Source organism: Oceanicaulis sp. UBA6590 (assembly GCF_002433705.1).
GTDB lineage: Bacteria > Pseudomonadota > Alphaproteobacteria > Caulobacterales > Maricaulaceae > Oceanicaulis.
This window is the reverse complement of the sequence record NZ_DJIQ01000006.1, coordinates 14,952-40,395: the sequence shown is the minus strand read 5'-3', so window position 1 is coordinate 40,395 and position 25,444 is coordinate 14,952. Positions and strand designations below refer to the sequence as shown.

General features: G+C 64.7%; 28 protein-coding genes. 14 read left to right on the top strand and 14 right to left on the bottom strand.

All coding sequences use genetic code 11. From position 1 onward, the window contains the following. Entirely contained in the window at window positions 1-900 is a 900-nt protein-coding gene (locus tag B2Z70_RS01390) for an MBL fold metallo-hydrolase (protein WP_292980163.1), read from the top strand. 9 nt (window positions 901-909) lie between these two features. On the opposite strand, the gene B2Z70_RS01385 is transcribed toward B2Z70_RS01390, so the two are convergent. Together B2Z70_RS01385 and pdxH are read right to left on the bottom strand one after the other, a co-directional pair. Continuing rightward, a complete protein-coding gene (locus tag B2Z70_RS01385; RefSeq protein WP_009803297.1) occupies window positions 910-1,731 on the bottom strand; it encodes a DUF1499 domain-containing protein in 822 nt (273 codons plus the stop codon). Window positions 1,732-1,793: 62 nt separating this feature from the next. After that, window positions 1,794-2,462: a pyridoxamine 5'-phosphate oxidase gene (pdxH, locus tag B2Z70_RS01380; RefSeq protein WP_292980161.1), complete on the bottom strand. Its 669-nt coding sequence runs from the start codon at window positions 2,460-2,462 to the stop codon at window positions 1,794-1,796. A gap of 98 nt (window positions 2,463-2,560) precedes the next feature. Between pdxH and B2Z70_RS01375 the strand changes: the two genes are divergently transcribed. Beyond that, window positions 2,561-3,151 (top strand): J domain-containing protein, encoded by a 591-nt coding sequence (locus B2Z70_RS01375; protein ID WP_009803295.1) that lies wholly within the window; start codon window positions 2,561-2,563, stop codon window positions 3,149-3,151. 62 nt (window positions 3,152-3,213) lie between these two features. After that, on the top strand, window positions 3,214-4,302 hold the full coding sequence (aroC, locus tag B2Z70_RS01370) for a chorismate synthase (RefSeq protein WP_292980158.1): 1,089 nt from the start codon (window positions 3,214-3,216) through the stop codon (window positions 4,300-4,302). Between the two features lie 275 nt (window positions 4,303-4,577). Here aroC and B2Z70_RS01365 read toward each other — a convergent pair whose 3' ends face one another. Beyond that, window positions 4,578-5,849 carry a class I SAM-dependent RNA methyltransferase gene (locus tag B2Z70_RS01365; protein WP_292980156.1) on the bottom strand — a complete coding sequence of 424 codons (1,272 nt, stop codon included), beginning with the start codon at window positions 5,847-5,849 and terminating at the stop codon, window positions 4,578-4,580. A 164-nt stretch (window positions 5,850-6,013) separates the two neighbouring features. Here B2Z70_RS01365 and B2Z70_RS01360 point away from each other — a divergent pair, with 164 nt between their 5' ends. Then, window positions 6,014-7,135: a hypothetical protein gene (locus B2Z70_RS01360; protein ID WP_292980155.1), complete on the top strand. Its 1,122-nt coding sequence runs from the start codon at window positions 6,014-6,016 to the stop codon at window positions 7,133-7,135. Between the two features lie 279 nt (window positions 7,136-7,414). Beyond that, the gene (locus B2Z70_RS01355) at window positions 7,415-8,218 is read left to right on the top strand and encodes a hypothetical protein (RefSeq protein WP_292980153.1); all 804 of its coding nucleotides are present in this window, start codon (window positions 7,415-7,417) and stop codon (window positions 8,216-8,218) included. Here the strand turns inward: B2Z70_RS01355 and B2Z70_RS01350 are convergent. Next, window positions 8,212-8,949: a TlyA family RNA methyltransferase gene (locus B2Z70_RS01350; protein WP_292980151.1), complete on the bottom strand. Its 738-nt coding sequence runs from the start codon at window positions 8,947-8,949 to the stop codon at window positions 8,212-8,214. The two genes, B2Z70_RS01355 and B2Z70_RS01350, sit on opposite strands and share 7 nt — an antisense overlap. 100 nt (window positions 8,950-9,049) lie before the next feature. On the opposite strand from B2Z70_RS01350, the gene B2Z70_RS01345 reads away from it, so the two are divergent. Further along, a complete protein-coding gene (locus B2Z70_RS01345; RefSeq protein ID WP_292980149.1) occupies window positions 9,050-9,637 on the top strand; it encodes a TetR/AcrR family transcriptional regulator in 588 nt (195 codons plus the stop codon). Window positions 9,638-9,700: 63 nt separating this feature from the next. Then, window positions 9,701-11,086 carry a S41 family peptidase gene (locus tag B2Z70_RS01340; RefSeq protein ID WP_292980147.1) on the top strand — a complete coding sequence of 462 codons (1,386 nt, stop codon included), beginning with the start codon at window positions 9,701-9,703 and terminating at the stop codon, window positions 11,084-11,086. On the opposite strand, the gene dxs is transcribed toward B2Z70_RS01340, so the two are convergent. The 9 genes from dxs to B2Z70_RS01295 form a co-directional block, all read right to left on the bottom strand. Then, window positions 11,083-12,990 (bottom strand): 1-deoxy-D-xylulose-5-phosphate synthase, encoded by a 1,908-nt coding sequence (gene dxs / locus B2Z70_RS01335; RefSeq protein ID WP_292980145.1) that lies wholly within the window; start codon window positions 12,988-12,990, stop codon window positions 11,083-11,085. The genes B2Z70_RS01340 and dxs overlap by 4 nt on opposite strands. A gap of 36 nt (window positions 12,991-13,026) precedes the next feature. Next, window positions 13,027-13,917, bottom strand: coding sequence for a polyprenyl synthetase family protein (locus B2Z70_RS01330; RefSeq protein ID WP_009803287.1), 891 nt, complete (start codon window positions 13,915-13,917; stop codon window positions 13,027-13,029). Next, window positions 13,914-14,270 carry a tRNA-binding protein gene (locus tag B2Z70_RS01325; RefSeq protein WP_009803286.1) on the bottom strand — a complete coding sequence of 119 codons (357 nt, stop codon included), beginning with the start codon at window positions 14,268-14,270 and terminating at the stop codon, window positions 13,914-13,916. Before B2Z70_RS01325 ends, B2Z70_RS01330 begins: the two co-directional genes overlap by 4 nt. Window positions 14,271-14,274: 4 nt before the next feature. Beyond that, window positions 14,275-14,523 carry an exodeoxyribonuclease VII small subunit gene (locus B2Z70_RS01320; protein ID WP_009803285.1) on the bottom strand — a complete coding sequence of 83 codons (249 nt, stop codon included), beginning with the start codon at window positions 14,521-14,523 and terminating at the stop codon, window positions 14,275-14,277. 75 nt (window positions 14,524-14,598) lie between these two features. Next, entirely contained in the window at window positions 14,599-15,186 is a 588-nt protein-coding gene (locus B2Z70_RS01315) for a histidine phosphatase family protein (protein ID WP_292980141.1), read from the bottom strand. Between the two features lie 318 nt (window positions 15,187-15,504). Continuing rightward, window positions 15,505-15,933 carry an SET domain-containing protein gene (locus B2Z70_RS01310; protein ID WP_009803283.1) on the bottom strand — a complete coding sequence of 143 codons (429 nt, stop codon included), beginning with the start codon at window positions 15,931-15,933 and terminating at the stop codon, window positions 15,505-15,507. Between the two features lie 170 nt (window positions 15,934-16,103). Continuing rightward, complete coding sequence (locus B2Z70_RS01305; RefSeq protein ID WP_292980138.1) at window positions 16,104-16,976, bottom strand: SDR family oxidoreductase; 873 nt, start codon at window positions 16,974-16,976, stop codon at window positions 16,104-16,106. A 75-nt stretch (window positions 16,977-17,051) separates the two neighbouring features. Beyond that, window positions 17,052-17,807 (bottom strand): signal peptidase I, encoded by a 756-nt coding sequence (lepB, locus tag B2Z70_RS01300; protein ID WP_292980136.1) that lies wholly within the window; start codon window positions 17,805-17,807, stop codon window positions 17,052-17,054. Beyond that, window positions 17,804-18,157: a YbjQ family protein gene (locus B2Z70_RS01295; protein WP_009803280.1), complete on the bottom strand. Its 354-nt coding sequence runs from the start codon at window positions 18,155-18,157 to the stop codon at window positions 17,804-17,806. The genes lepB and B2Z70_RS01295 overlap by 4 nt, the downstream gene beginning before the upstream one ends. A 216-nt stretch (window positions 18,158-18,373) precedes the next feature. On the opposite strand from B2Z70_RS01295, the gene B2Z70_RS01290 reads away from it, so the two are divergent. After that, on the top strand, window positions 18,374-18,763 hold the full coding sequence (locus B2Z70_RS01290) for a DUF4870 family protein (RefSeq protein ID WP_009803279.1): 390 nt from the start codon (window positions 18,374-18,376) through the stop codon (window positions 18,761-18,763). A 3-nt stretch (window positions 18,764-18,766) separates the two neighbouring features. Here the strand turns inward: B2Z70_RS01290 and B2Z70_RS01285 are convergent, their stop codons facing one another. After that, on the bottom strand, window positions 18,767-20,551 hold the full coding sequence (locus B2Z70_RS01285; RefSeq protein WP_292980133.1) for an acyl-CoA dehydrogenase: 1,785 nt from the start codon (window positions 20,549-20,551) through the stop codon (window positions 18,767-18,769). Between the two features lie 146 nt (window positions 20,552-20,697). Between B2Z70_RS01285 and B2Z70_RS01280 the strand changes: the two genes are divergently transcribed. The 6 genes from B2Z70_RS01280 (at window position 20,698) to B2Z70_RS01255 (ending at window position 25,444) form a co-directional block, all read left to right on the top strand. Beyond that, the gene (locus B2Z70_RS01280) at window positions 20,698-21,309 is read left to right on the top strand and encodes a YceI family protein (RefSeq protein WP_292980131.1); all 612 of its coding nucleotides are present in this window, start codon (window positions 20,698-20,700) and stop codon (window positions 21,307-21,309) included. A 3-nt stretch (window positions 21,310-21,312) separates the two neighbouring features. Next, window positions 21,313-21,918 carry a cytochrome b gene (locus B2Z70_RS01275; RefSeq protein ID WP_292980129.1) on the top strand — a complete coding sequence of 202 codons (606 nt, stop codon included), beginning with the start codon at window positions 21,313-21,315 and terminating at the stop codon, window positions 21,916-21,918. Between the two features lie 117 nt (window positions 21,919-22,035). Further along, window positions 22,036-22,590 (top strand): YceI family protein, encoded by a 555-nt coding sequence (locus B2Z70_RS01270; RefSeq protein WP_292980127.1) that lies wholly within the window; start codon window positions 22,036-22,038, stop codon window positions 22,588-22,590. A 37-nt stretch (window positions 22,591-22,627) separates the two neighbouring features. Further along, the gene (locus B2Z70_RS01265; protein ID WP_292980125.1) at window positions 22,628-23,611 is read left to right on the top strand and encodes an L-threonylcarbamoyladenylate synthase; all 984 of its coding nucleotides are present in this window, start codon (window positions 22,628-22,630) and stop codon (window positions 23,609-23,611) included. A 49-nt stretch (window positions 23,612-23,660) separates the two neighbouring features. Continuing rightward, entirely contained in the window at window positions 23,661-23,984 is a 324-nt protein-coding gene (locus tag B2Z70_RS01260) for a GrlR family regulatory protein (protein ID WP_009803271.1), read from the top strand. 59 nt (window positions 23,985-24,043) lie between these two features. Further along, window positions 24,044-25,444 carry an FAD-binding oxidoreductase gene (locus B2Z70_RS01255; RefSeq protein WP_292980122.1) on the top strand — a complete coding sequence of 467 codons (1,401 nt, stop codon included), beginning with the start codon at window positions 24,044-24,046 and terminating at the stop codon, window positions 25,442-25,444.

Here is a 25,444-nt window from a genome sequence, read left to right as displayed (position 1 = left end):
ATGAGCGCCATCCCCTTCGTGCGAGACTTTGATTTCGAATACGGGCGCTGTGACCGGATGAGCCCGCGCATCCGCCGGGTCATCGCCCCCAATCCGGGCAGTTTCACCTTCACCGGCACCGGCGTGTTCATCATCGGGACCGGCGAGGTCGCCGTTCTGGATCCCGGTCCGGCCATGCCTGAACACGAGGCCGCGCTGGACGCCGCCCTGAAGGGCGAGCGGGTCAGCCATGTCTTCGTCACCCACCATCATCTCGACCATTCCCCCCTCGCCCACACCCTGGCGCAAAAGCATGGCTGCAAGGTCCATGGCCGCATGCCGAAGGTCACCGAACCGGAAGGCGGCGAGGTGCGCATGGAGGCGGGCGATGATCTGGGCTTCCGCCCGGATGTGCAGATCGAGGATGGCGACGTCTTCACCGGTCCGGACTGGACGCTGACGGCGCTCCACACCCCGGGGCACACCTCCAATCATCTGTGCTATGCGCTGAAAGAGGAGAACGCCCTGTTCTCGGGCGATCATGTGATGGGCTGGTCCACGTCTGTCGTCAGCCCGCCCGATGGGTCCATGAGTGATTACATGGCTCAGCTGCGGCGCATCCGGCTGATGGATTTCGACACGATCTGGCCCACCCACGGCCCCCAGATCACCGACACGAAGCCCTTTCTGGACGCCTATATCGCGCACCGTGAAAACCGCGAGGCCCAGGTGCTCAAACAGCTCGAGAACGGCCAGACCACCATCAAGGCGATGGTCTCGGTGATGTACGCCGATGTGGACAAGCGCTTGCACCCGGCCGCGGCCCATTCGGTGCTGGCGCACATGATCCATCTGGTGGAGCAGGGCAAGGCGGTCTGCGAGGGCGCGCCGGGGCTGGACACCCGCTACGCCCTCGCCTGACCGGTTCGCCTAGGCGCCCTCGCCCAGCGAGCTGCGCAGGCGCGTTTCGAACTGTTCCAGACGCGCGGCGTTCGCGCCCAGATCGGACACGCCGACCCGGCTGACCGAGCGGGCGTCGACCCGGCTGCCGCCGTCTTCGAGCGCGGTCACGCGCACCACGACATCATCCTTGAAGCCGAACCAGAAGGTGGTGTCGGTCGCTTCGAACAGGCCCGCTTCGGGCGAATCCGTGCCGATCTTCCATCCCAGATCACGCGCCGTGTTCAGCGCCGCCTCGTAAACCAGCTCGGGTTCGACCGCGAAGGTCATGGGTTGGATCTGCGGATAGGCCTCGGCCTGCACTTCGGGCAGCGGGCGTTCGGAGCGCGGATCGATCTTGCTGGCGTAATCGATCGAATTGGCGTCCGGGCCCCGCCGGTCGATCAGGGCCGCGGAGAATTGCGGCGGGTTCTGGGTGTCGGTGGTGATGTCATGAATGGGCGGTATCGTGGACGCGTATTCGCGCACCGACGCAGCGTAGCCCAGCCCGCCTGCGCCAACCGCGATGGCCAGCACCGCCGCGACCCAGCCGCCTGCGCCCGGCGCATTCGCCTTGCCGAAGACGAAGCGGAAGACGATCAGCAGCACGAGGCTGAGAGCGCCCGCCCCCAGAGCGGCGAACAGGAAGCGCGGTCCCCATTCAAACGTCATCACGCCCAGACCGAAGCGATAGCTCCAGAAGTCAAAGCGGGTGCCCAGCCCTGCAGCCGCAAACCAGAGCGGTGTGAAAATGGCGAGCGCCGCGGTCACACCGACCACGAGATGCCGAATGGCGCGAAAAACCGAAATCATGACAAAGCCCCGAGCGTCACTGAATGGATGTGATGGCAGTCTAGTCCGACACCCGCCCCGTTTTAAGGATAGAGCCGGCTCACCGACCATGTTTCACGCGATTGTGTCCGTTCGAACACCATCCGGTCGTGCAGGCGGAAGGCGCGATCGCGCCAGAATTCGATCCGTTGCGGATCGAGCCGGTATCCGGTCCAGTTCTCCGGGCGGGGAATTTCGCCGATATTGAACTTCGCCGCGTACTGAGCGACGCGCTTCTCCAGCGCGAACCGGCTTTCCAGTTCATGGGACTGCTTGGACGCCCAGGCGCCGATCCGGCTGTCGCGTGCGCGGGACTTGAAATAGGCGTCCGCCTCTTCAGCGCTGACCTGGCTGATCGGGCCGCGAATCCGGATCTGGCGGCGCAGGCTCTTCCAGTGAAAGCACATGGCCGCATTGGGATTGGCCTCGAGCTGCAATCCCTTGGCGCTGTCGGTGTTGGTGTAGAAGACAAAGCCGCGCGCATCAAAGCCCTTCAGGAGCACCATGCGCACATCGGGACACCCCGCCTCATCCGCGGTGGCCAGCGCGACCGCATTGGGGTCGTTGGGCTCTTTCGCCTTCGCATCCTCGAGCCAGTGCTCGAACAGGGCGAACGGGTCCTCTCGCGCGAAGATGTCTTCGGGCGGATTCGCCTCGGACTGTTCATAGTCATGCTGGCTGGGGCTGGGCGGGATGACGGACTTGTCGCTCATGGCACGCTCCTCAGGCCCGATCGCGGGCTGACCCTGAATTAGTCACGCCTCGTTAGAGATCAACGATTCGACAATAAAAGCCGTTTATTCTGTACAGTATGAGTGAGCCGCACGAAGCGATAGTCAAAGCGTACAAGGTGTTCGGCCTTGAGGGCGACGAGGATTTCTCCGTCGTCCGTGATCGCTTTCGCAACGTGATCAAGGAGGTTCACCCCGACACCGCCAAGGATGGCGACGCCAAGACTGTGGCCAGGCTTCAGCGCATGCTGAAGGCTTATGAAGTGCTGCGCCGGTTCGCGCCGCGCCGGCATGACATCACCATTACGCCTGAAGAGGCGCGCAAGGGCGGCATCCGCACCATCAAGATCCATGACCGTGAAGCGATGATCCGCATTCCGGTGGCGGTGAAGAACGGCACGGTCGTCGTGCCCATCGGCGACCCGCTCTGGCGCGTGCATATCAAGGTTCAGGACGTCATGGTGGACGCCGACCTCAACCAGCAGGGCGAGGCCGAGCTCAAGCGTCTGGCGGCGATGAAGAAGAAGTTCGAGGACACCAAGGTCAGCGAGGCCGAGGAAGACGCGGACGCGCATACGAACCTTTTGAAGGCCTTCTGCGAGCGCTTTGTGAAAGCCTCGCCCGCCGCCCGCTTCGCCAAATGGGTTCGCGGGGGCAGCAACGCGGCGTGACGGCTGCGCAAAGCCTCTCTAGAGTGCCGCGCCTGTAACGAAGTCTGCCTGGCGTCTGCATCATGTCCCATAATTCCTTCGGTCATCTGTTCCGCTTCACGACCTGGGGCGAAAGCCACGGCCCAGCGCTCGGCTGCGTCATTGACGGCTGCCCGGCGGGGATCAGGCTGACCGAAGACGATATCCAGCCCTGGCTCGATCTCAGAAAGCCGGGCACGTCGCGCCATGTCACACAGCGCCGGGAGGCCGATGAGGTGAAGATCCTCTCCGGCGTGTTCGAGGACGAACGCACGAACGGACAGGTCACCACCGGCGCGCCGATCTCGCTGATGATCGAGAACACCGACCAGCGCTCCAAGGACTATTCCGACATTCGCGATAAATGGCGGCCCGGCCACGCCGATTTCACCTATGACGCCAAGTATGGCGTGCGCGATTATCGCGGCGGCGGGCGCTCCTCCGCGCGTGAAACCGCCGCTCGCGTCGCCGCGGGCGCGGTCGCGCGCAAGGTGCTGGGCGAAGACATCCGGATCCGCGCCGCGCTTGTGCAGATTGGCGAACGCAGGATCGACCGGTCCCGCTGGGACTGGGATCAGGTGCGCGAGAACGACTTCTTCTGCCCGGATGCCGAGACCGCGAAGCTCTGGGAAACCGATATGGACCTGATCCGCAAGGACGGCAGCTCGGTCGGCGCCCTCATCGAAGTCGTGTGCTCGAACGTGCCTGCAGGCTGGGGCGCGCCGGTCTATGGCAAGCTCGATGCGGACTTGGCGAGCGCCATGATGTCGATCAACGCCGCCAAGGCCGTCGAGATCGGCGCGGGGCTTGAAGCCGCCGCCATGCGCGGCGAAGTCGCCGCCGACCAGATGCGCCTGGGCCCGGATGGCCAACCTGAGTTCCTGTCCAACAACAACGGCGGCGTGCTGGGCGGCATTTCGACCGGTCAGGACCTGGTCGTCCGCGTCGCGATCAAGCCCACCTCCTCGATCCGCATTCCGCGCCAGACGCTGACCAAGGACCTTCAGGAAACCGAAGTGGTCACCAAGGGCCGCCACGATCCCTGCGTCGGCATTCGCGGCGTCCCCGTGGCCGAAGCCATGGCCGCCCTCGTGCTCGCCGATCACAAGCTCCGCGCGGCGGCTTACGGGTAGGACTTACAATACCCTCTTTCCCGGCGAAGGCGGGGAGAGAGCATAGCACCCAATGTCCCTCCATCGTCATCCCGGACGCGAAGCGATCCGGGATCTACCGGAATCACTCTGTTCTGATCACAGAGACGCCTGCAGTAGATCCCGGCTCAAGGCCGGGATGACTGTATGTTTTATGGCAAAGTCCGAATGGGACTCCTGATCAAGTCCGAAGGCCGAGAGGTCTTCGCTCTATGATCTCGGTCCTCGGGCTTGACCCGGGGACCCATTCCAGCGCCCTACCGCCGCCGAAACACCGCAACCGACTCCACATGGCCGGTCCATTTGAACTGATCGACCGGGGTGACAGGACCCATCCTGTAGCCGCCCTCAATGAGGATCGCGGCGTCGCGGGCGAAGGTGGCGGGATTGCAGGAGATCGAGACGATCACCGGAACCAGGCTATCTGACAGGCGCTCGGCCTGCGCTTTCGCGCCCGCCCGCGGCGGATCGATGACCACCAGCGAATAGCCTTCCAGCTCCTTGGAGGTGATGGGTTCGAGCGCCAGATCCCTCACCCGCGCATCCACAGGCTTGAGCCCCGGCGTGCGTTGGGCGGCGCGTTGCAAAGCGTGCAGCAGCCCGCTTTCCCCTTCCACGGCCAGCACGGGCATGGTCCGCGCCAGACGCAGCGCGAAGGCGCCCGCCCCGGCAAACAGATCCGCCGCCTTGAACGGGCCCTTGCCCTCAAGGCTTTTGACCGCCTCGTCCACGAAACTGGCGAGGACCGCTTCGCCCTCGGCGGTGGCTTGCAGGAAGCCGCCGGGCGCGGGGGTGACATTCGTATCGCCGAACTTGACGACCGGGGCCTCGAACTCGATCAGCGGATCGCCGCCAATGGTGACGCGGGTCCAGTTGTACTTGCCCGCGAGCTCGGCTCCGGCTTCGCGCAAGGCCAGGCTGATTTCCTTGACGCCCTGGATGGAGACATCGAGCCCCGGCTCGCAATCGAGCACATGAATGTCGATCCGGCCCTTCTTGGGCGTGGCGACTTCAGCCAGCTTGCGCAGGCCCGGCACGGAGGCGCGCAGGCCGGGCGTCGAGACCGGGCAATCGGTGATGTCGACAATCTTGTCGCCGGCCCGTTCGGCAAAGCCCACCACCAGCTTGGCGCCAAAGCGTTGGGCGTGCAGCGTCATGCGGCGCCGGCCCTCGCCATGGGCGTCCACCAGCATGCGCACCTCGGCGTGCACGCCGGCTTTCTCGAGCGCATCCACCACGAGATGGCGTTTCCACAGCCTGTAGGCGCTCTCTTCAAAGTGCTGCAGCGAGCAGCCGCCGCAGCGCTCCGCCACCGGGCAGAACGGCTCGACCCGGTCCGGGCTGGTGCTGATGCGTTCTAGCACACGTCCCCGCTGGCCCTGCACCTCCACCTTCGCGCCCTCTCCCGGCAGCAATCCGGGCGTGAAGACGGGACCTGCCATGACGGCGTCCCCCCGTGCGCCGAGGCTGTCGGCGATCAGGGTTTCCACATGGACGGGTTTGGGGGCGGCTTTGCGACGTCTGTTCATGCGCATGCTGATGCAGGGCGAGAGCTTTGCGGTCAAGCGCCCAGAGCAAGTCCGGTCCTCGCCCCATTTCTGACAATCGTGTTCATGTCCGGCTCAGCTTCGGGGTTTTAGGGTTTGTTTACATTAAGGCCGAACCCCGCCGCAGCACAGGAAAGGGCCATGCCATGCGCCTGAAAACCCTCGCCGCCTCATGCCTTCTGTCGACCGCGATCGTGACGCCGGGCCTCGTGCTTGCGCCGACAGCCTATGCGGCGGAGGCCGTGATCGAAACCGTTCAGCAAGAACGCCAGGAGCGCCGTGAAGCGCGCCGCGAGGCGCGACGGGAGAACCGTCTGAACCGCCGCGAAGACGGGCAGGACGCCCGGAATGGACGGCGGGGCCAGCGCGACGAGGCCCGCGGAGACCGCCGGGGCGAACGCGGCGAGCGACAACGCGAGCGTCGTCGGGATCAGGATCGAGGCGACCGCACTCGTGACCAGCGCCGGGACCATGATCGAGGCGGTCAGCGCGGAGACCATCGCGGCCGCGATCATGATCGGGGCGGTCAGCGCGGAGATCATCGCGGCCGCGATCATGACGGCCGTCGGGACGGGCGCGGTCACGAGCAGCGCCGGGACCGGCATTGGGAGAACCGGCGCGACCACGACCGCCGCGATTATGACCGCAGCGACCAGCGTCGTGATCACGGCTGGAACCGTAATGACCGCCGGGACCATTATGACCGTCGCGACCAACGTCGCTGGGGTCATGACGACCGCCGGGGCCATCGTCGCTATGCCCCGCCGCCGCGCCGGGTGATCCACTATCATGTGGACCGTCGCCCCTCCTATGGCCGCAGCTGGCGCTATCACGACAGCTATCGCCGCTATAACAGCCACAATTTCTATTATACCGACCAGTTCTGTCGTTCGGATGGCGACGCGGTGATCGCGGGCGCGCTGATCGGGGCCTTGCTGGGCGGGGCGGTCGGTGACGGCGATGGCGGCGCCTGGCTCGCCGGCGGGCTGGTGGGCGCAGGCCTGGGCGCCGCGCTCAATGACTGCGACCGCGGCCAGTATCGCTATGGCCTTCAATCCGCCTTCATCACCGACCAACCCTATTACTGGGCCAACCCCTATTCAGGCGTGCGCGGCGTGGTGCGCGCAGGCGACTGGCACCGCTGGGGGCCCCGGCAGTGCCGCTGGGGGGATGCGGAGATCTTCCTGCCCAATGGCCGGGTCACCTATGACCGCGTGCGCATGTGCCAGGACGCCTATGGCCGCTGGGAAGTGGCGCGACGCCAGTAATCTGGCTATAACTTTCGTGGCTTGACGCTCTCTCTCGCGTCAGCCGCTGTTCCGGGCGGACGCTCTATCCGCGCCGGAACCTTCCGGCGCCTGTGGGGACATGCGCCGGGGACAGGAGCGGGCCCGCCATGTCTTCGTGGCGGGCCCGTTTCTGTCCGGGCGGGGCAAACTCCACGCAATCGCCCCAAACTGTTCATCTCCGGCTCATGGCCGCTGGCCTAGGGTTTGCGTAGATTGAAACACCGGCGCCCGAACGCGCCCTGCAAGGAGGGTCCGACCATGATCCGCTCACGTTTCGCCATCTCCGCCCTCACGGGCGCCGCGCTGCTGCTGCCGCTCGCCGCTTCCGGCGCGCAGGCGCAGAGCTATCGCACCTATTCCGCACAGTCGCAGGTCCAGTCCGCGCCAACCTATGAATCCTGCATGGCCGCCCAGCGCAACCGCCAGGTCGCCGGCGCCGTCATCGGCGGGGTGCTGGGCGCCGTGGTGGGCGCCGAGATCCATGACGACCGTCAGGACCGGGATCGCGAGCGCCATTACCGGGGCCGCGACCGTCATCGCGACCATTACGGACGCGGGTCCCGTCGGGGCGACCGGTATGATCGCCGCGGCCGGGGCCGTTATGAGGAAGACGGCAATGACGGCGCGGTTCTGGCCGGCGCCGGTCTGGGCGCCCTCGCCGGCGCCGCCGTGGCGGGCCGCTCCAATGGCTGCGAGCATCTGCGCAACTCGGGATATGGCTATTCCAGCAACGGCTACGGCAATAGCGGCTATGACACGGGTTATGGCTATTCCGGTCAGGGCTATGACGACGGATACGGCCAGCAGGGCTATTCCTATCCGTCCACGAGCTCCGGCGAGCTTCTGGGCGGCGAGAGCTATGGCTATGACGAGCCGGCCCAGCCCTATCAGAACCAGCCCTATCAGCCGCAATCGCAAACAGGCTATGAGAGCCGCAGCTATACCGCCAGCGCCAGCGCGCCCCGCGCGAACGCCTGCCGCAACATGCAATCGGGCAATGGCGCGGTGACCTGGATGTGTCAGGGCGCGGACGGGGTGTGGCGTCCGGCGAACACCTACTGATCCGCTGACGCCTTGCGTCCGTAGAACAGATATTCGCGGTTTCCGTCCCCCCCGCGAATAGGGCTGCCGGTTTCCCCGAGAACCGGAACTGACGCCCGCGCGAAAAACGCGCGGGCGTTTTCCTTGGCCAGCTCCACCGCCGCTTCATCCTTCACCAGTCCGCCCTTGCCCACGAATTTCGGGCCGACCTCGAACTGGGGCTTGAAGAGCACGATCATCTCACCGCCCTCACCCAGGAGCTCAAGCGGGCGGGCGAGCACCTTCTCGAGGCTGATGAAGCTGGCGTCGCAGACCAGAAGCTCCGGCGCAGCATCCTCGATCAGTTCGCGGGTCAGATTGCGGGCGTCCGTCCCTTCAAGGCTCAGCACCTGCGGATGCGCTCTGAGGGCCGGGGCGAGCTGATCGCGTCCCACATCCACAGCAACAACCCGGGCGGCGCCCCGCTCCAGCAGCACCTCTGTGAAGCCGCCAGTGCTCGATCCGATATCCAGACACCGCTTGCCCGCCGGATCGACATCGAAAGCGTCCAGCCCCTTCACGAGCTTCAGGGCCGCCCGACTGACATAGGGGTGGGCCGCCTCGGCGACGATCTCCGCCCCTTCCGGGATGGTCTGGGAGGGTTTCACGAGGATGACATCGTTCACGGACACCTTGCCCGCCGCAATGGCGGCCTGCGCCCTAGCCCGGGTGTCAAAATAGCCGTGCTCAACAAGGTATTTGTCTGCGCGCATCGCGTCCTCGCCTTCAGGCGGCTGCTTTTATCCATGCCCGGCTGAAAAACCAAATCCCCAATTGAGTGACCGCAGTCACCTTTTCTGGCATCCTGATCCGATGACCGGATTACGTGACGCCAAGAAAGCCCAGGTGCGCGAAGCGCTCTATCAGGCCGCGCTCGAGCAGTTTCGCAGCTGCGGCTATGAACAGACCTCGATTGCCGACATCTGCAAGGCGGCAGGCGTCGCCAAGGGCACCTTCTTCAACCACTTTCCCACCAAGGCGCATATTCTGGCGGACTGGTATGATGCTGCGATGCAGGCTGCGGACTTCATGACCCGCGCCAACACGGACCAGACGCTGAAGTCCGCCTTCCTCAGTCAGGCCCAGAATGCGGTGACCTTCGCCAGCAACGAACCTGTTCTCTGGCGCGCCAAACACGCTTACGCGCCCCAGTCAGACGATATCCAGCGCACAGAGCGCGACACCGATCTTCGCGTCCAGACCCAGGCCGCCACGCTGGTCAAAACAGCGCAGGAGCGCGGCGAGATCCGTCGGGATATCGAGGCGGATGCGCTCGCCGCACTCTATATTTCCACGGTCACAGGCGTCATCCGTCAATGGCTCAACACCGGTGAGAGTTTTGACCTGAAGGCGGCGCTGGATGACCGCATCCTCACGATCCTGGCCCTCGCCGCCGCCTGAGCGCTTGACTTTCCCGTCGCGCAAACCCAAAAGGTGACCACGGTCACTTTTTCGGGTTCGCCAATGCTGCTTCTCCTCACGCTCCTGTTCGCGCTTTTCCAGGGGGCGACGTCCGCCCATCCCATCTTTGACGAGAACGGCGCGCTCGACCCGCGCGCCCAGGGCGTCTGGTACAGCCGGGAAAAGGGCTGGATCCTCGAGATCGACGAGCGCGGCGTCACCCGATGGCAAGATACGCAAGCCGGCTGCTACGCCAGCCCTGCCCCCGATGAGAGCACGCCGATGATGGGTCAGGTGGAGTACCGCCTGTTCCGGCCGTCCCGCAACGGCCAGTCTATCCGCCTGAACTATCTGCCCGGCGACGCCTCGGCCCATTTCGAGCGGCTCGACGCCCTGCCGCAAGCCTGCGGGGCCGAAGATCTGAGCTCTGAAACCGCTGTCTTCGACGTTTTCACCAGCGTGATGGCCTCTCATTACAGCTTCTTTCAGGCCCGCGGGGTGAACTGGGACGCCCTTGTGGCTCGCGCACGTCCGCAAGTGCATGACGGCATGGGCCAGGCCGCGCTCTGGGATGTCCTGGCGGGCCTTCTGGAGCCGCTGGGCGATTCCCACACCAAGATGGTGGGGCTGGTGAACGGCGAACCCCGCCGGGCCCAGGCCGGGCTGGGAACCACCCTGCCGATGATCCGGGAGGGCATGGGCGAAGGCGCCTGGCTCAATGGCCTTGTCGATCAGCTGTTCAATGACGTGCTCGACCCCGGCGCAGAGCTGATCGCGGACCGGGTGATCGTGGGCGAGATCACGCCTGATAGCGGCGCGCCCATCGGCTATATCCAGATCTTCACCATGGGCGGCTTCACCCATGAGCACACGCCCGGCACGATCGAGTGGTCTCAGGCGGAGCTCGCGGCGCTGTCCGACATGCTGGATGACGCCCTCACCCGCTTTGCGGATGACCAAGCCATCATTCTGGACCTGTCCAACAATCGCGGCGGTTATGACGCCGTCACCCGCGCCATCGCGGCGCGCTTCACCGATGAGACGTTTCTGGGATATCGCGTCAGCGTGCCGGGCGCGCCCGAGGCGGATCAGGACTATGTCATCACCCCTTATGACGGCGTGCGGTACACGGGTCCGGTCTATGTCATGACCAGTGATGTGACGGTGTCTGGCGGCGAGATCACCACCCTGATGCTGCGCCAACGGCCGAACGTCATTCTGGTGGGTGGAACCACGCGCGGCGCCTTCTCGACCCCGCTGGCGAAGCCCCTGCCCAATGGCTGGTATCTGGAATTGTCCAACGAGGTGTTTGAAGACAGCGAGGGCCATGTCTTTGAAGGCCGGGGCATCCCGCCCGTGCTCGCCTTCGACATCTATCCCGAGGACGCACCCGTCGCCGGCCACAAGGCCGCCATCGAGCGCGTCGTCGCGATGATCGAGGCGGGTTAGGCCAGCGCCGCCGCCGCGTCCGCCTGCCGACCAAGCGCATCCAGCACTTTCGCGGTGATGTGCTTGGCGTTCAGACCCGCGGTTTCGTACATGCCGTAGGGGCTGTCCTGATCCTGGAAAATGTCCGGCAGGGTCATGGTGCGGATCTTCACGCCCGCATCGAGCGCGCCGTCTTCGGCCAGGAAGTGCAAAACGAAGGCGCCAAAGCCGCCCACTGCGCCCTCTTCAATGGTGATCAGCACTTCATGCTCACGCACCAGCGTGCGGATGAGATCATGATCGAGCGGTTTGGCGAAGCGGGCGTCCGCCACGGTCGGGTTCAGGCCATAGGCCGCCAACTCGTCCGCGCTCTTGAGCACTTCGCCCAGACGCGCGCCAAAGGACAGGATGGCGACGCCCGCGCCCTCGCGCACGATGCGGCCCTTGCCGATCTCGAGCGGGATCAGCTCTTTGGGGATTTCAACGCCCAGCCCCTCGCCGCGCGGATAGCGGAAAGCGCTTGGACGGTCGTCGATCTCGTTGGCCGTGGCGACCATGCGCGCGAGCTCCGCCTCGTCGGCGGCGGCCATCAGCACCATCCCCGGCAGGGCGCCCATATAGCCCACATCGAACGCGCCGGCATGGGTGGCGCCATCCGCGCCCACAAGACCCGCCCGATCGATGGCGAAGCGCACCGGCAGGGACTGGATCGCCACATCGTGGACGACCTGGTCATAGCCGCGCTGCAGGAAGGTGGAATAGATCGCCGCATAGGGTTTGAGGCCCTCCGCGGCGAGGCCCGCGGCGAAGGTCACCGCATGCTGTTCGGCGATGCCGACATCAAAGGCGCGGTCGGGATAGGCGGCGGCGAATTTGTCCACGCCCGTCCCGCCCGGCATGGCGGCGGTGACAGCGCAGATCTTCTCGTCGGTTTCAGCGAGCTGGATCAGCGCATTGGCGAAGACGCCGGTATAGCTCGGCGCCGCCGGTTTGGATTTCTGCTGCTCGCCGGTGACGACGTTGAACTTGGCGACGCCGTGATACTTGTCGTCCGCCGCTTCGGCGGGGGCATAGCCCTTGCCTTTTTGCGTCACGGCGTGGATCAGGATCGGCCCCTCGCCGGCATCACGCACATTACGCAGCACGGCGACGAGCTGGTCCATGTCATGGCCGTCGATCGGGCCCACATAGCGGAAGCCCATTTCCTCGAACAGGGTGCCGCCCATGGCCATGCCGCGCAGATATTCCTCGGCCCGGCGCGCGTGCTCCTTCACGCCCAGCGCCTCGGCGACGCCGCGCCCGAGCTTGCGGATGGAGTTATAGCTTTTCGAGCTGACCTGACGAGCGAAGTAATGGCTCATCGCGCCCACGGGCGGGGCGATGGACATGTCATTGTCATTGAGGATGACAATGAGATCTTTCTTCATGTCCCCGGCATTGTTCATGGCCTCATAGGCCATGCCCGCGGACATGGAGCCGTCGCCGATGACCGCGACGACCTTGCGGCCCTCTTCGTGCTTGAGGTCGCGGCCCACAGCAAAGCCCAGCCCCGCAGAGATCGAGGTCGAGGCGTGCGCGGCGCCGAAGGGGTCGTAGTCGCTTTCAGAACGCTTGGTGAAGCCGGACAGGCCGCCGCCCTGGCGCAGGGTGCGGATGCGATCGCGCCGCCCGGTCAGGATCTTGTGCGGATAGCATTGATGGCCCACATCCCAGATCAGGATATCGCTGGGGGTATCAAACACATGGTGCAGGGCGACGGTCATCTCGACCACGCCCAGACCGGCGCCCAGATGCCCGCCCGTCACCGAAACAGCGTCGATGGTTTCCGCCCGCAACTCCTCCGCTACGGCTTTCAGGAAGGAAAGGTCGCGGTTCTTCAGATCCTGCGGTGAGCTGATCTGATCAAGATGCGGGGTATCGGGCATGCGCCGTGTCCTTGTTGTCTTGTTCTAATCTAGGCGTCAGGACTGCCGGGCCAAAACAAAATCCATCAGTTGACGCAGCATGTCGGCGTCCTTGCCGAACACGTCAAGATGGGCTTTCGCCTGATCGGCCAGCCTTGCGGCCCGGTCACGCGCGTCCTTCACCCCGAGTATCGAGACGAAATTGGCTTTTCCTTGACCGGCGTCCTTGCCGGTGCGTTTGCCGGTCAGGCTCTCATCGCCTTCCGCGTCCAGAAGGTCATCGACGATCTGGTAACACAGACCAAGGTCATGTGCGAAACCTTCCAGCGCAATGCGCTGAGCGCGGTCAGCATTGGCGATCACCCCGCCCGCCTCGGCGCAGAAGCTGATCAGGGCGCCGGTCTTCATGCGCTGACAGCGGGTGATGATGCCGATATCGCTCAGCTCGCCCGCCTCGACGGCCATGTCGATCATCTGGCCGCCCACCATGCCGCGCGGTCCGGACGCTTTCGAGAGACGCAGCACCAGCTCGGCGCGAACCGCGGGATTGGAGTGGGTTTCAGGATCCGCCAGCAGCTCGAAGGCCTGGCTCTGCAAGGCATCGCCCGCCAGAACCGCGGTCGCCTCGTCGTATTCCTTGTGGACGGTCGGACGACCGCGACGCAGATCATCATCATCCATGCACGGCAGATCGTCATGAACCAGCGAATAGGCGTGCACGCACTCCACCGCGCAGGCGGCGCGCAACAGGGCGCGTTCATCCGCGCCCACCAGGAACCCCGCCTCGATCAGAAGGAAGGGCCGCAAACGCTTGCCCGGACCGAGCGCGGCGTAGCGCATGGCGGAGATGACCCGCGCTTCCGGACCATCCGGACGCGCCAGCAGCGCATCCAGCGCGACCGTGACCCGGTCTGCGGTCTCGGTGAGATGGGTGTCGAACGCGCTCATGACACCCGCGCCCCGTTCGGCGCATCCCCATCGGCGTTGAGCAAGAGGATCGAGCCGTCCGTATCGGTCACGCCCAGCACCAGCACTTCGGACCGCACCGGACCGATCTGACGCGGCGGGAAGTTCACCACCGCCAGCACGCGGCGGCCGATCAGCGTCTCCGGCTCATAATGCACGGTGATCTGGGCGGAGCTTTTCTTCTCGCCAATCTCGGGACCGAAATCGACCCACAGCTTGATCGCAGGTTTTCGAGCTTCGGGGAAAGGCTCGGCGCGCACAATGGTTCCAAGCCGGATATCGGTCTTGAAGAAGTCCTCGGGCGCGATGTCAGGCTGGACCGGTTCGGAGGTCATGCGCCTAGCCCAGGTCCGCCGGTTCAGCGCTGAGGGCGCCATCAGCCTGCTCGACAATCTTGTCGACCTTGAGCTGGGCTTCGCGCAGGCGCGCCTCGCAATGGGCCTTCAGGGCCGCGCCGCGCTCATACATGGCGATGGACTTTTCGAGCTCCACCTCGCCGCGCTCAAGCTGAGCGACAATGGTCTCGAGCTCTTTCAGCGCGGTCTCAAAGCTCATCTGGGCGATTTCAGCGGAGGGGGCGTCAGTCATCGCTACAGCCTTCTGATCAGGAATACATGAGCCCCACAATCGCGAAAGATCGCCGAGGATCAAGCCGCCTGTGCGCTAGCGCTTCAGCTCATAGCGGCGCCAGGACCAGTATCCGTCCCCGCCATCGCGCACGCAGGTCCAGCCCTGACGCTTGAGTTCAGGGCGCAGCATGCGGTTGAACCAGCCATGGGCGAACAGGGCGACGCCGCCCGTCTGGGCCGCATTCACCAGCTTTTCCGCCGCGGCCGCTGCGCGCACCTCGGCCTGGGCGCGGCTCTCGCCATCCCGGGAAAAGCCAAGCCACCATGAACAGCGTGCGAACACGCCCCAGGTCCGCGCCTGCATTTTCCAGGGCAGAGAGGGCGGCGGCAAAGGCGCCTCGACAAACAGGCTGTCATGCTCGATGGGGCGGTCGCCCACGGTGGCGCGCGCTGTTTCCATGGCGCGCGGCAGCGTGGAGGAGAACAGCGTGTCCGCGTATTCCGCCTGCTCGACCAGGCTCGGCGGAGAGACCTGTCCCGGTTTCAACCCGGCCCGATCATACGCCGCCCACCAGTCCACATAGCCGCGCCAGTCCATAACCGCGCGCCGATCCGCGTCGGGCTCGCCATGGCGTGCGATGATGATGGGGCCCGGCCCGGTCTGGCTGTCGGCTTTGGTCATGAACGGTCTTGAGCGATCTCATTGAACACGTGCTGACAGCCGCCCCTCGCCCGGACAGACCGACTGCAGTCCCACGCCCCCCGTCGTGAGAGCCGCGGCCCCCATGAGTCAAGCGTGACGTCTTGGTACCCGCCCTCCCCGCGCGGCACAAGCAAGGATGACGCGGCCGTGTGCGATGAGGCCCCTGAGGGCTTGTCCGCCTGAAGAGAGGATAACGGAACCCAGCCTGCGACAGGCACAGGTTCCGCCGCAGCCGCTTTCGACCGATGAGATCCGCGCGTGCGATTCGTCGCGGGCTGTCAGGACGCTCCCGACACCCTAACCGGCATGGGACGGATCGCTGCCGTTCGCCCGGGCATGCGCCGCCACGAGCGAGGGCATCATTTCAAAGCCGGGTTCGAACTCGGAATAATTGCAGGTGATCTCCTCGCCCGGGGCAATGTCGGCGATGGCGTAGCCATAAACGGAATCGCGAAAATCCGTGTTCGGGGTCAGCGAGTGGTTCATGTGGCGGCCATTATCCGCATCGAGCACCAGAACGTCGGGTTTGCCCGGATAGGGATAGGTGTAGCGGTCGACAAAGCGACGAATGGACTCGGGCAGGGAGTCCAGCTCGGCGAGCGCGATCAGCCGGTCAAACTCCGGCGCGAAACGATAGATCATCTGGCCGGCGCGGATCGGTTCGGCGGCGAACACGCCGACGCCCTCGATCGCACTCGGTCCGACATAGGTGTCGATGAGCAACATGGGTCAGAACGCCCTGGGCTCCGCGCGTCGACGCGGATCAAGGATACAGCGCGGCCTGACAGGCAGGACCGACGCAGAGTGCGACGCTCCAGCGCCTATGATGCTCCATTGGGGAAAAATGCAAGCGGATTGTTGGCCGCGCCCCTGAGACGCGCGGCCAAATCCTTGATCTAATGGCCCAGCTGAACATCCATGATCTTGACGCCCTCGGGCGCCGCCGGTTCTTCAGGCACGAAGAAGTCCGGCAGAAGCTCTTCACCCGGGGTGACGCTGAACTGATCGAGATCGGTGACGCCTTCGCTGACCAGGAAGCTGTCATCAATCAGGAAATTGCCGGTGAACTCCGCCGCCGGCTTGGTGAGCACGCGATAGGCGGTCTCGGCCAGGATGTCGGGCTTGCGGCAGTTTTTGAACGCATCCTCACCCGCCAGCACATTGGCGATGGCGGCGGTGGCGACGGCGGTGCGCGGCCAGATGGCGTTCGCGGCGATCTTGCCCTTGAACTCGCCCGCCCAGCCCAGAATGCACAGGCTCATGCCGTATTTGGCCGAGGTGTAGGCCACGTGCGGCGCGAACCATTTCTCGCGCATGTCGAGCGGCGGGGACAGCGCCAGAATGTGCGGGTTCTCGGCTTTCTCGAGATAGGGCAGCGCTTTCTGGGTGACGAGGAAGGTGCCGCGCGCATTCACCTGATGCATCAGGTCCCAGCGCTTGATCGGCGTGTCCTTGGTGGGCATCGGGAAGATGGCCGATGCATTGTTCACGACGATATCGATGCCGCCAAAGGTCTCCACCGTCTTGGCGATGGCGGCGTCCACACTGGCTTCGTCGCGAATGTCGCACACCAGCGGCAAGGCCTGGCCGCCCGCCTTTTCAATGGCTTCAGCGGCGGTATGAATCGTGCCTTCGAGCTTGGGGTGCGGTTGATCGGTCTTCGCCGCAATGACGATATTCGCGCCATCCTGCGCACAGCGCTCGGCAATGGCCAGACCAATGCCGCGGCTTGCGCCCGTAATGAAAAGAGTCTTGCCCTTCAGGGACATGCTTTCCTCCCGCTCCTGAATGAAGCGAGAGGATAACACTGTTATATCCAGAAAGACAGCCCCGAGGCTGAAGGACTAGATCGGCCGCCAGACGCGCCAGCCCGGACAGGTCATGCCTTCCTCACGGCGACAGGAGGCGAAGGTGAACAGGACGGTCCAGGCCTTGCCGACCACCAGATCGCGATGGACATAGCCGATCCCGCGCGAGGCGCGGCTGTCGAGCGAGGCGTCGCGATTATCGCCCATCAGGAAGAGATGGTTCTCGGGCACGTTGAACGGCCCCACATTGTCCAGAAGCGCATTGTCGGACCGCTCATAGATCTCGTGCACCTTCCCGCCCGGCAGGGTCTCGAGATAGACGGCGGCCTCGACCTGGGCGCCCTCACGGTCGCGATAGCGCACCACGCCTTCAGGATCGCGCGGCACCAGCTCGTCATTGATGTAGAGCCGTCCCTCGCGCATCTCGATGCGGTCGCCGGGCAGGCCGATGACGCGCTTGATCAGGTTGATGCCCTGGGCGGGATCACGCACCACGACCACATCGCCGCGCTTGGGCGTGGAGCCGAACAGCCGCCCCGACCAGCTGTCAGGCAAGCGGTAGCCGAGCCCAAGCGGCAGGGAATGCCGTGAATAGCCGTACGCAAATTTCGACACCAGAACGCGATCGCCCACCTGGATGGCGGGCTGCATGCTTTCTGAAGGGATGTGGAAGGCGGCGAACACGAACGTGACCAGCACGAACCAGACCGCCACCACCCCGGCCAGGAAGCGGATCGTTTCCCCCACTTCCGACATCGCCTTGCCGCCGAAACGACGTACTTGCTCATTCATTTCAGTTTTACCGCCGTTCCATAGGCGAGCACTTCAGCCGTGCCTTCCATGACCGCCGCGGTGGAGAAGCGGAAGGTGACCACCGCGTCTGCGCCCATGGCTTCTGCATGACTGACAAGACGGCCCAGCGCCTGTTCCCGCGCCTCGGCCATCAGCTTGGTGTACTCGCTGACTTCGCCCCCGACCAGATTGCGCAATCCAGCCACAAAATCACGTCCAAAAAAACGCGCGCGAACCACGCTGCCGCGCGCAATGCCGATGACAGCCTCGACCTCACGACCGGGAATATCATCGGCCATGGTGACGAGAACAGGGGCGCGCGTCGCGGGATGTTCAGGGGTGTTGCTCATGGAAAGCCCTTTTAAACAAACCTGTTAACCCAGCACATTGATCGCGCCACAATCACACGGAGAAAGTTAAAGATTAACTCGCAAGCCCCAGTTCACAATGCTTATTGGCGCCTGACAAGATGACAGCTGACAGGGTCTTCACTTGACGCAACCAAGCCGTGACGGCTGAGTTATAAAGGTCACAGAAGGCGCAGCGGCAAATTGCGGAGATCCGGCATGGCCCCCACAGACACCTCTCCCCCGAACCCCGATGACGCACCCGACAGCGCGCGCGACCAGAATAGCGACCGCGTCCTGGCCGTCATCAACTATGCCTTGCTGCTGGTTGGCATCAGCAATGGCGTCACCGTTCTGATTGCGGCCATCCTCGCCTATGTGCGCAAGGACAACGCCGATCCGCTGGTGAAGAACCATTTTCAGTTCCAGATACGCACCTTCTGGTACTGGCTGGCGATGGTGGTGGTCGGCGCGCTGACCTGGATCTTCCTGATCGGCGGGCTGATCCTGCTGCTGGCGACCATCTGGCTCGCCATCCGGTCAGCGGTGGGGCTGATCCGTCTTGTGGACGGCCGCCCGCACCCTGACCCGACCGGGTTCTGGATCTAGCGCCTAGGCGCTTTCCAAGACCGTTTCGCCCGGCGCGAAGATCGGGTCGTAACCGATCTGGATCTCACCCAGCAGGCCCTGGGCCCCGGTGAGCACGCTCTGGGCGAAGATATTGGCGATGGAGATGCGCGCCTGCGCGTAGCTTTCATCGCCATCGGCTTCCTTGATCTTGCGCTGGGCCGCCACGGCGCCCACGCACAGCAGCCAGCCGCCCGTCACATCGCCCGCAAGCTTGAGATAGGCCGTGGCGCCGGCAAGCCGGTCCGCGTCAGACGCCTTGAGCATGAAGGCCGTCGCTTCTTCCAGCGCATCGCAGGCGGGTTTCAGCGCCTCGGCCAGCACCGGAAGCTCGGGGTTCGAGCTGGTGATGCAGTCCTCGATGGTCTGACGTACATCCTCGATCAGCTCGCCCATGGCCGTCCCGGCATCGCGCGCCAGCTTGCGGCCCACAAGGTCGATGGCCTGAATGCCGTTGGTGCCTTCATAGATCGGAGCGATCCGGGCATCGCGCAGGTGCTGGGCGGCGCCGGTCTCCTCGATGAAGCCCATGCCGCCATGCACCTGAACGCCCATGGAGGCCACGTCCACGCCCATATCGGTGCACCAGGCCTTGGCGATCGGGATCATCAGATCCTCACGGCGCTTGGACCAGGCCTTCTCGTCGGCGTCGTCATGGTGCTCGCCCAGATCGGCTTCGACGGCGGCGTGATAGCAGATGGCGCGACCGGCCTCGATCTTCGCCTTCATCACCGCCAGCGTGCGGCGCACATCGGGGTGGTGGATGATCGCGTGCGGGCCGTGATCGTCCATGTTGATGGCGCGGCCCTGCTTGCGGTCCTTGGCATAGGCCAGCGCCTGCTGATAGGCGCGCTCGGCGATGCCGACCCCCTGCACGCCCACATTCAGGCGCGCGGAATTCATCATGATGAACATGGCGGCCATGCCCTTGAACTCGTCGCCCAGAAGCCAGCCCTTGGCGCCGTCATATTCCATCGTGCAGGTGGGCGAGCCGTGAATGCCCATCTTGTGTTCCAGCCCGATGGCCTGCAGCGCATTGCGCTCGCCCGGATTTCCGTCCGCATCGGGGATGAATTTCGGCACGATGAACAGCGAAATGCCCTTGGTGCCCGCAGCCCCGTCCGGCGTGCGCGCCAACACCAGATGGATGATGTTCTCGGCGCAGTCATGCTCGCCCCAGGTGATGTAGATCTTCTGACCCGAAATCGCCCAGGACCCGTCGCCATTGGGTTCCGCCTTGGTGCGCAGCGCGCCCACATCCGACCCGGCGCCCGGCTCGGTCAGGTTCATGGTCGCCGACCATTCGCCCGAGAGGATCTTGCCCAGATAGAGCGCGCGCTGTTCCTCAGAGCCGACGGCGATGAGGGATTCAATCGCGCCAAAGGACAGCATCGGGCCCAGGCCGAACGCCATGTTGGACGATTGCAGCATCTCCATCAGCGCGCAGCCCAGCGCCTTGGGCAGGCCCATCCCGCCCATATCGGTGGGGAATTGCAGACCCTGCCAGCCGCCTTCAACGAACTGGGCGTAGGCTTCCCTGAAGCCGTCCGGCGTGGTCACGACGCCGTCCTTGAGCGTGCAGCCCTGCTGGTCGCCGCTGCGGTTGATCGGGGCCAGAACGTCATTGGCGAGCTTGGCGGCCTCATCCAGAATGGCGGGCGTCAGGTCCGAGGAGAATTCCGGAAAGGCGCCTGTGGCGTTGACGCTGTCGAGCGCGGCAACTTCTTCCAGGGCGAAACGGATATCGCGAACCGGGGCGCGGTAGCTCATGGTGAGGTTTCCCTTCCAGCGTTACATTTGGTCCGAACATAGCGCGTTTGCTGCAAAGCGGGAGTCGGACTTCAGGCTTTTGGACAGGACCGCATGTCGCATGGCGACGTACACCATGTGAAAGCTGAAGCCGAAAGAGTCGTTCAATGATGCTGCGATTGCTTCTATCCGTTCTCATCACTCTCAGTCTCGCCGCCTGCGTCTCCGCTCCCACGCGCGACCCCGCCCGCCTGCCTTCCGGCCAGTGGGCGCTCGACCCGGCGCATGCCAGCACGCACTGGCAGGTCCGGCATATGGGGCTGTCCTGGTATACAGGACGGTTCGAGGAGATTGACGCTCGTCTCGACTTTGACCCGGCGAACCCCGAAGCAGCGCAGCTGACCGCAATCATCCAGGCCGATTCCGTTTCCACGGGCGATCCGGACTTTGATCAGACCCTGTGCGGCGGCGGCTGGTTTGACTGTGACGCCCACCCCGAGATCGTCTTCACCTCCGACCGGATCGAGGTGACCGGGGAGGACACCGGCCGGGTGCACGGCCAGCTTCAGCTCAAGGGCGTCACACGTCCGGTCATTCTGGAAACCCGGTTCTATGGCGGCGTGTTCAACCCACTCGAAGGCCGGCAGGCCCTGGGATTTCACGCGGAGACGACAATTGACCGCACCCAATTCGGCGTCGGACGTCTTCCCGGAAATCTGATAGGCGATACAGTACGCATACACATCGAGGCGGAATTCCTCCGCGCCCGACAGGAGTAAGTCATGACTGCCGCCCCTGAGTCCTCACGTTACACCACGGTCGCCATCATCCTGCACTGGCTGATCGCCATCCTTCTGGTGAGCCTGATCGCTGTGGGCTGGTGGATGGAGGATCTAGGCGAGGCCGCCCGCGCCGGCGAGATCAGTTTTGATTTCACTCGCGCCGTCTACAACTGGCACAAGACGATCGGCATTCTGGTCCTGCTGTTGTCGCTGGCGCGCCTGGGCTGGCGTTTCACCCATCCGGTACCGGCCCTGCCCTCGACCATGAAATCCTGGGAGGCGCTCGGCGCGCGCGCGGCGCATATCGGCTTCTATGTCGTGATGATCGGCATGCCGCTGATCGGCTGGGCGATGGTGTCCCACAGCTCCCTGCCCACGCGCCTGTTCAATGTGGAGGGTTTCAACCTGCCGGGCCTGCCGGTGCCGGAGAGCGAATTCCTGCACGAGGCGCTTGAAAGCGCGCACAGCGCGGGCGCCTGGGTGATCATCGTCCTGCTGGCCCTGCATGCAGGCGCGGCGCTCAAGCACCATTTCCTGGATCGGGACGGCGTTCTGAACCGGATGGTTCCGGGCCTGAACGTGCCGCCCCAGAACACGACGGACTGATCCTTTCCGATCCGGAAGCACCCCCTTTCGCGAAGCGCGGCTTGTTTGCCCGCGCCGCCATCGTATCTCTCTGGCGGACAGCGCGGCGATCCAGCCCGCTTCGCAAAGGAGGTCCCCATGCGCAGATTTTCCCTGATCGCCCCGCTCGCGGCCGCTCTGGCGCTTGGCGCCCCGGCCCTCGCACAGGACTGGGTGCTGGATGAGGACGCCAGCCAGATCCGCTTTGAAACTCAGGCGTTCGGCAGCACGGTTGAGGGCGGGTTCGAGGATTTTAGCGCCGAGATCACCCTGGATCCGGACAATCTTGACGCCGCCCGGATCCACGCCGTCGTCCAGACAGGCTCCGCCATCATCGGCAATTCAGATTACCGCGAGACCCTGCGCGGCCGAGCGGGCCTGAATGTGTCGGGTTTTCCCGAAGCGGTGTTTGACTCCTCTTCCATCACCCGGGAGGGCGAGACCTACCGCGCGGACGGCGTGCTGACGATCAAGGGGGAGGATAACCCCGCGGTTCTCACCTTCACCCTCGAGATCACGGGCGACCGGGCGGTGGCGAACGGCGAGATGACCGTGATGAGTCGCAGCTTCGGCGTGGGCGCCAATGACTGGGACGGCGCCGGGGAGGAAGTGACCTTGCAACTTCATATCGAGGCGGACGCGGCGCAGGAGTAAGATTGCACCCCGGACGGGCCGCAGCTACCTAACCGGGATGAACCGCCCGATCCCGCCTTCCGATACGCCGATCCTCAGTGCGACCGATCCCGCCGCGCTTGAGGAGGCCGCGCGTCTTATCAAAGCGGGCGGGTGCGTCGCGCTTCCCACCGAGACGGTCTATGGCCTGGCCTGTGATGCGACAAACGCTGACGCGGTGGCGGGCGTGTATGAGGCCAAGGGCCGCCCCAGCTTCAATCCGCTGATCTGTCATGTGGACACTGTCGAGCGCGCCCGGGCGCTGATAGATCTCGATGAGACGGGCGAGCAGCTGGCTGACGCCTTCTGGCCCGGTCCGCTGACGCTTGTCGCTTCCAAACGCGCGCCCTCTCCGGTCAGCGATCTGGCGGCGGCGGGCCTCGACAGCCTGGCGGTGCGATTGCCCCGGTCAGAGGCGCTGCGCGCGCTGGTCAGCCGCCTTGATGCGCCGCTGGCGGCGCCCAGCGCCAATGCATCCGGCACGATCAGCCCCACCACGGCGCAGCATGTCAAAGACAGCCTGAACGGGCGCATCCATCTTATCCTGGATGGCGGCGCCTGCCCGGTCGGTGTGGAGAGCACCATCGTCTCGCTCCTGGAGCCCGGACGCCCCACCCTCCTGCGCCCGGGCGGCGTGGCGCGTGAACAGCTCGAAACGGTGTGTGGCGCACTGGGCCGGGCCGGAGCGGCGAATCAGGCTGCGCCGACCGCACCGGGACAGCTGACCAGCCACTACGCGCCCAACGCGAGTGTGCGCCTGAACGCAACCGCCCCGCTAGCGGGCGAGTCCTATTTGGGGTTTGGCGCGCAACCTGAAAGCGACGATATTGTATTTTTTAATCTTTCCCCGAAGGGTGACCTAGTCGAAGCCGCCACGAATCTGTTTACTGGTCTACGTTGGCTGGATTCAGCCAGTGACCGCATCGCTGTCGCCCCCATTCCGGAAACCGGACTGGGCGAAGCGATAAACGACCGCCTCAGACGTGCGGCTGCAGAGCGTTAGAACAACTGCTCAAGGTTGCATTCAGATTCTGGATGATAGAACGCTCGCCATGAACAACGGTCTCTACATCGCCTCCTTCCGCACCCCGCTGGATGACGCCAAGGGCGTGATCATGATCCAGGACCAGAAGGTCATGGGTGGAGATTCCGGCATGTACTATGTCGGCTCCGTGTCCGGTCCGGATAATGATCTTCAGGTGAAGATGGTCGTGACCAATCATGACCCGTCCCGACTGTCGGTCTTCGGCGAATTCGACAAGTTCGCCCTTACCCTGACCGGCAAACGCGAAGGCGATTCCTACGTCTTCCAGGGCCGCGCCGACGCCGCGCCGTCCATGCGCTTTGAAGCGGTGCTGGAAAAAGCCGCGGATTAGTCTCAAACAGCGCGGATCGGGTCTTGTTCTCCCCGATGCGGCGGTTGCACACTGCCGCCATGAGCACGAACACCCTCACCCGCCTCAAGTCCGTCCTCGATCCCAAAGCGTGGAGCGAGGACCCTGACGAGCTCGCCCCGCATGCGCGCGACTGGCGCGGACGCTATCAGGGCGCCTCGCCGCTCCTTCTCAAACCCTCGACCACCGAGGAAGTGAGCCGCATCCTGTCGCTCTGCAATGCAGGCGGCGTGAAGGTGATCCCGCAAAGCGGCAATACGGGACTTGTGGGCGGATCGACCCCGCAGGGCGAGGTGGTGCTGTCGCTCAAGCGCATGAACCAGATCCGCACCATCGATGCGGCCAATGACTCCCTCACCTGCGAGGCGGGCGCCATTCTGGAAAGCGTGCAGGAGGCCGCGAAGGCCCGCGGCAAGCTCTTCCCCCTGTCGCTGGGCGCCCAGGGCTCCGCGATGATCGGCGGATTGATCTCCACGAACGCCGGCGGCGTGCATGTGCTGCGCTACGGCATGATGCGCGAGCTCGTACTGGGCCTCGAAGCCGTCCTGCCCGATGGCCGCGTCCTGTCGGACCTGACGGGCCTGCGCAAGGACAATACGGGCTACGACCTCAAACAGCTCTTCATCGGGGCGGAAGGCACGCTGGGCGTGGTCACCGCCGCAACGCTGAAACTCTTCGCCCGTCCCGCCTCGACCGCGGTCGCCATCGCGGCGGTTGAGAGCCCGGCTCAGGCGGTGGAGCTTTTAGGGCATATGAAGGACGCCACAGGCTCGGTCGCGGCCTTCGAGCTGATGCCGAAGATCGGGCTTGATCTCGCCGTGCATCACCTGCCCGGCGCGCGCCATCCGCTGGACTCGGACCCCGCCTGGACCGTGCTCATCGAGCTTGTGAGCCCGGAAACCGACCGCGCCCAGGCATTGATGGAAAGCGCGCTCGAAACCGCCTTTGAAAAGGGCATCGTCTCGGACGCGGCGCTGGCGCAGACCGAAGCGCAGATGGCGGAATTCTGGGCGCTGCGCGAGGGCATTCCCGAAGCGGAAAAGGCCCATGGCAAGGCCGCCAAGCACGATGTCTCCGTTCCGGTCTCGCGTATGCCCGCCTTCATGGAGGAAGCCGCCGCCAAGGCCGAAGCCATGATGCCCGAAGCCCTGATCATAGCCTTCGGCCATGTGGGCGACGGCAATGTGCACTTCAACGTCGCGCGCAAGACGCCCGGATCAGGCGATGACTTCGTCGCCGCCTGCGCCCCGGTCACAGAAGCGATCTATGACCTTGTGGACAAGCATGGCGGCTCGATCAGCGCCGAACACGGCGTGGGCGTCCTCAAGCGTGAAGAGCTGGCCCGGCGCAAGCCCGTCGAGGTGGCCGTCATGCGCGCCATCAAACAAACCCTTGACCCCAACGCCATCATGAATCCCCGGGTGATGCTGGGTATAGACTGA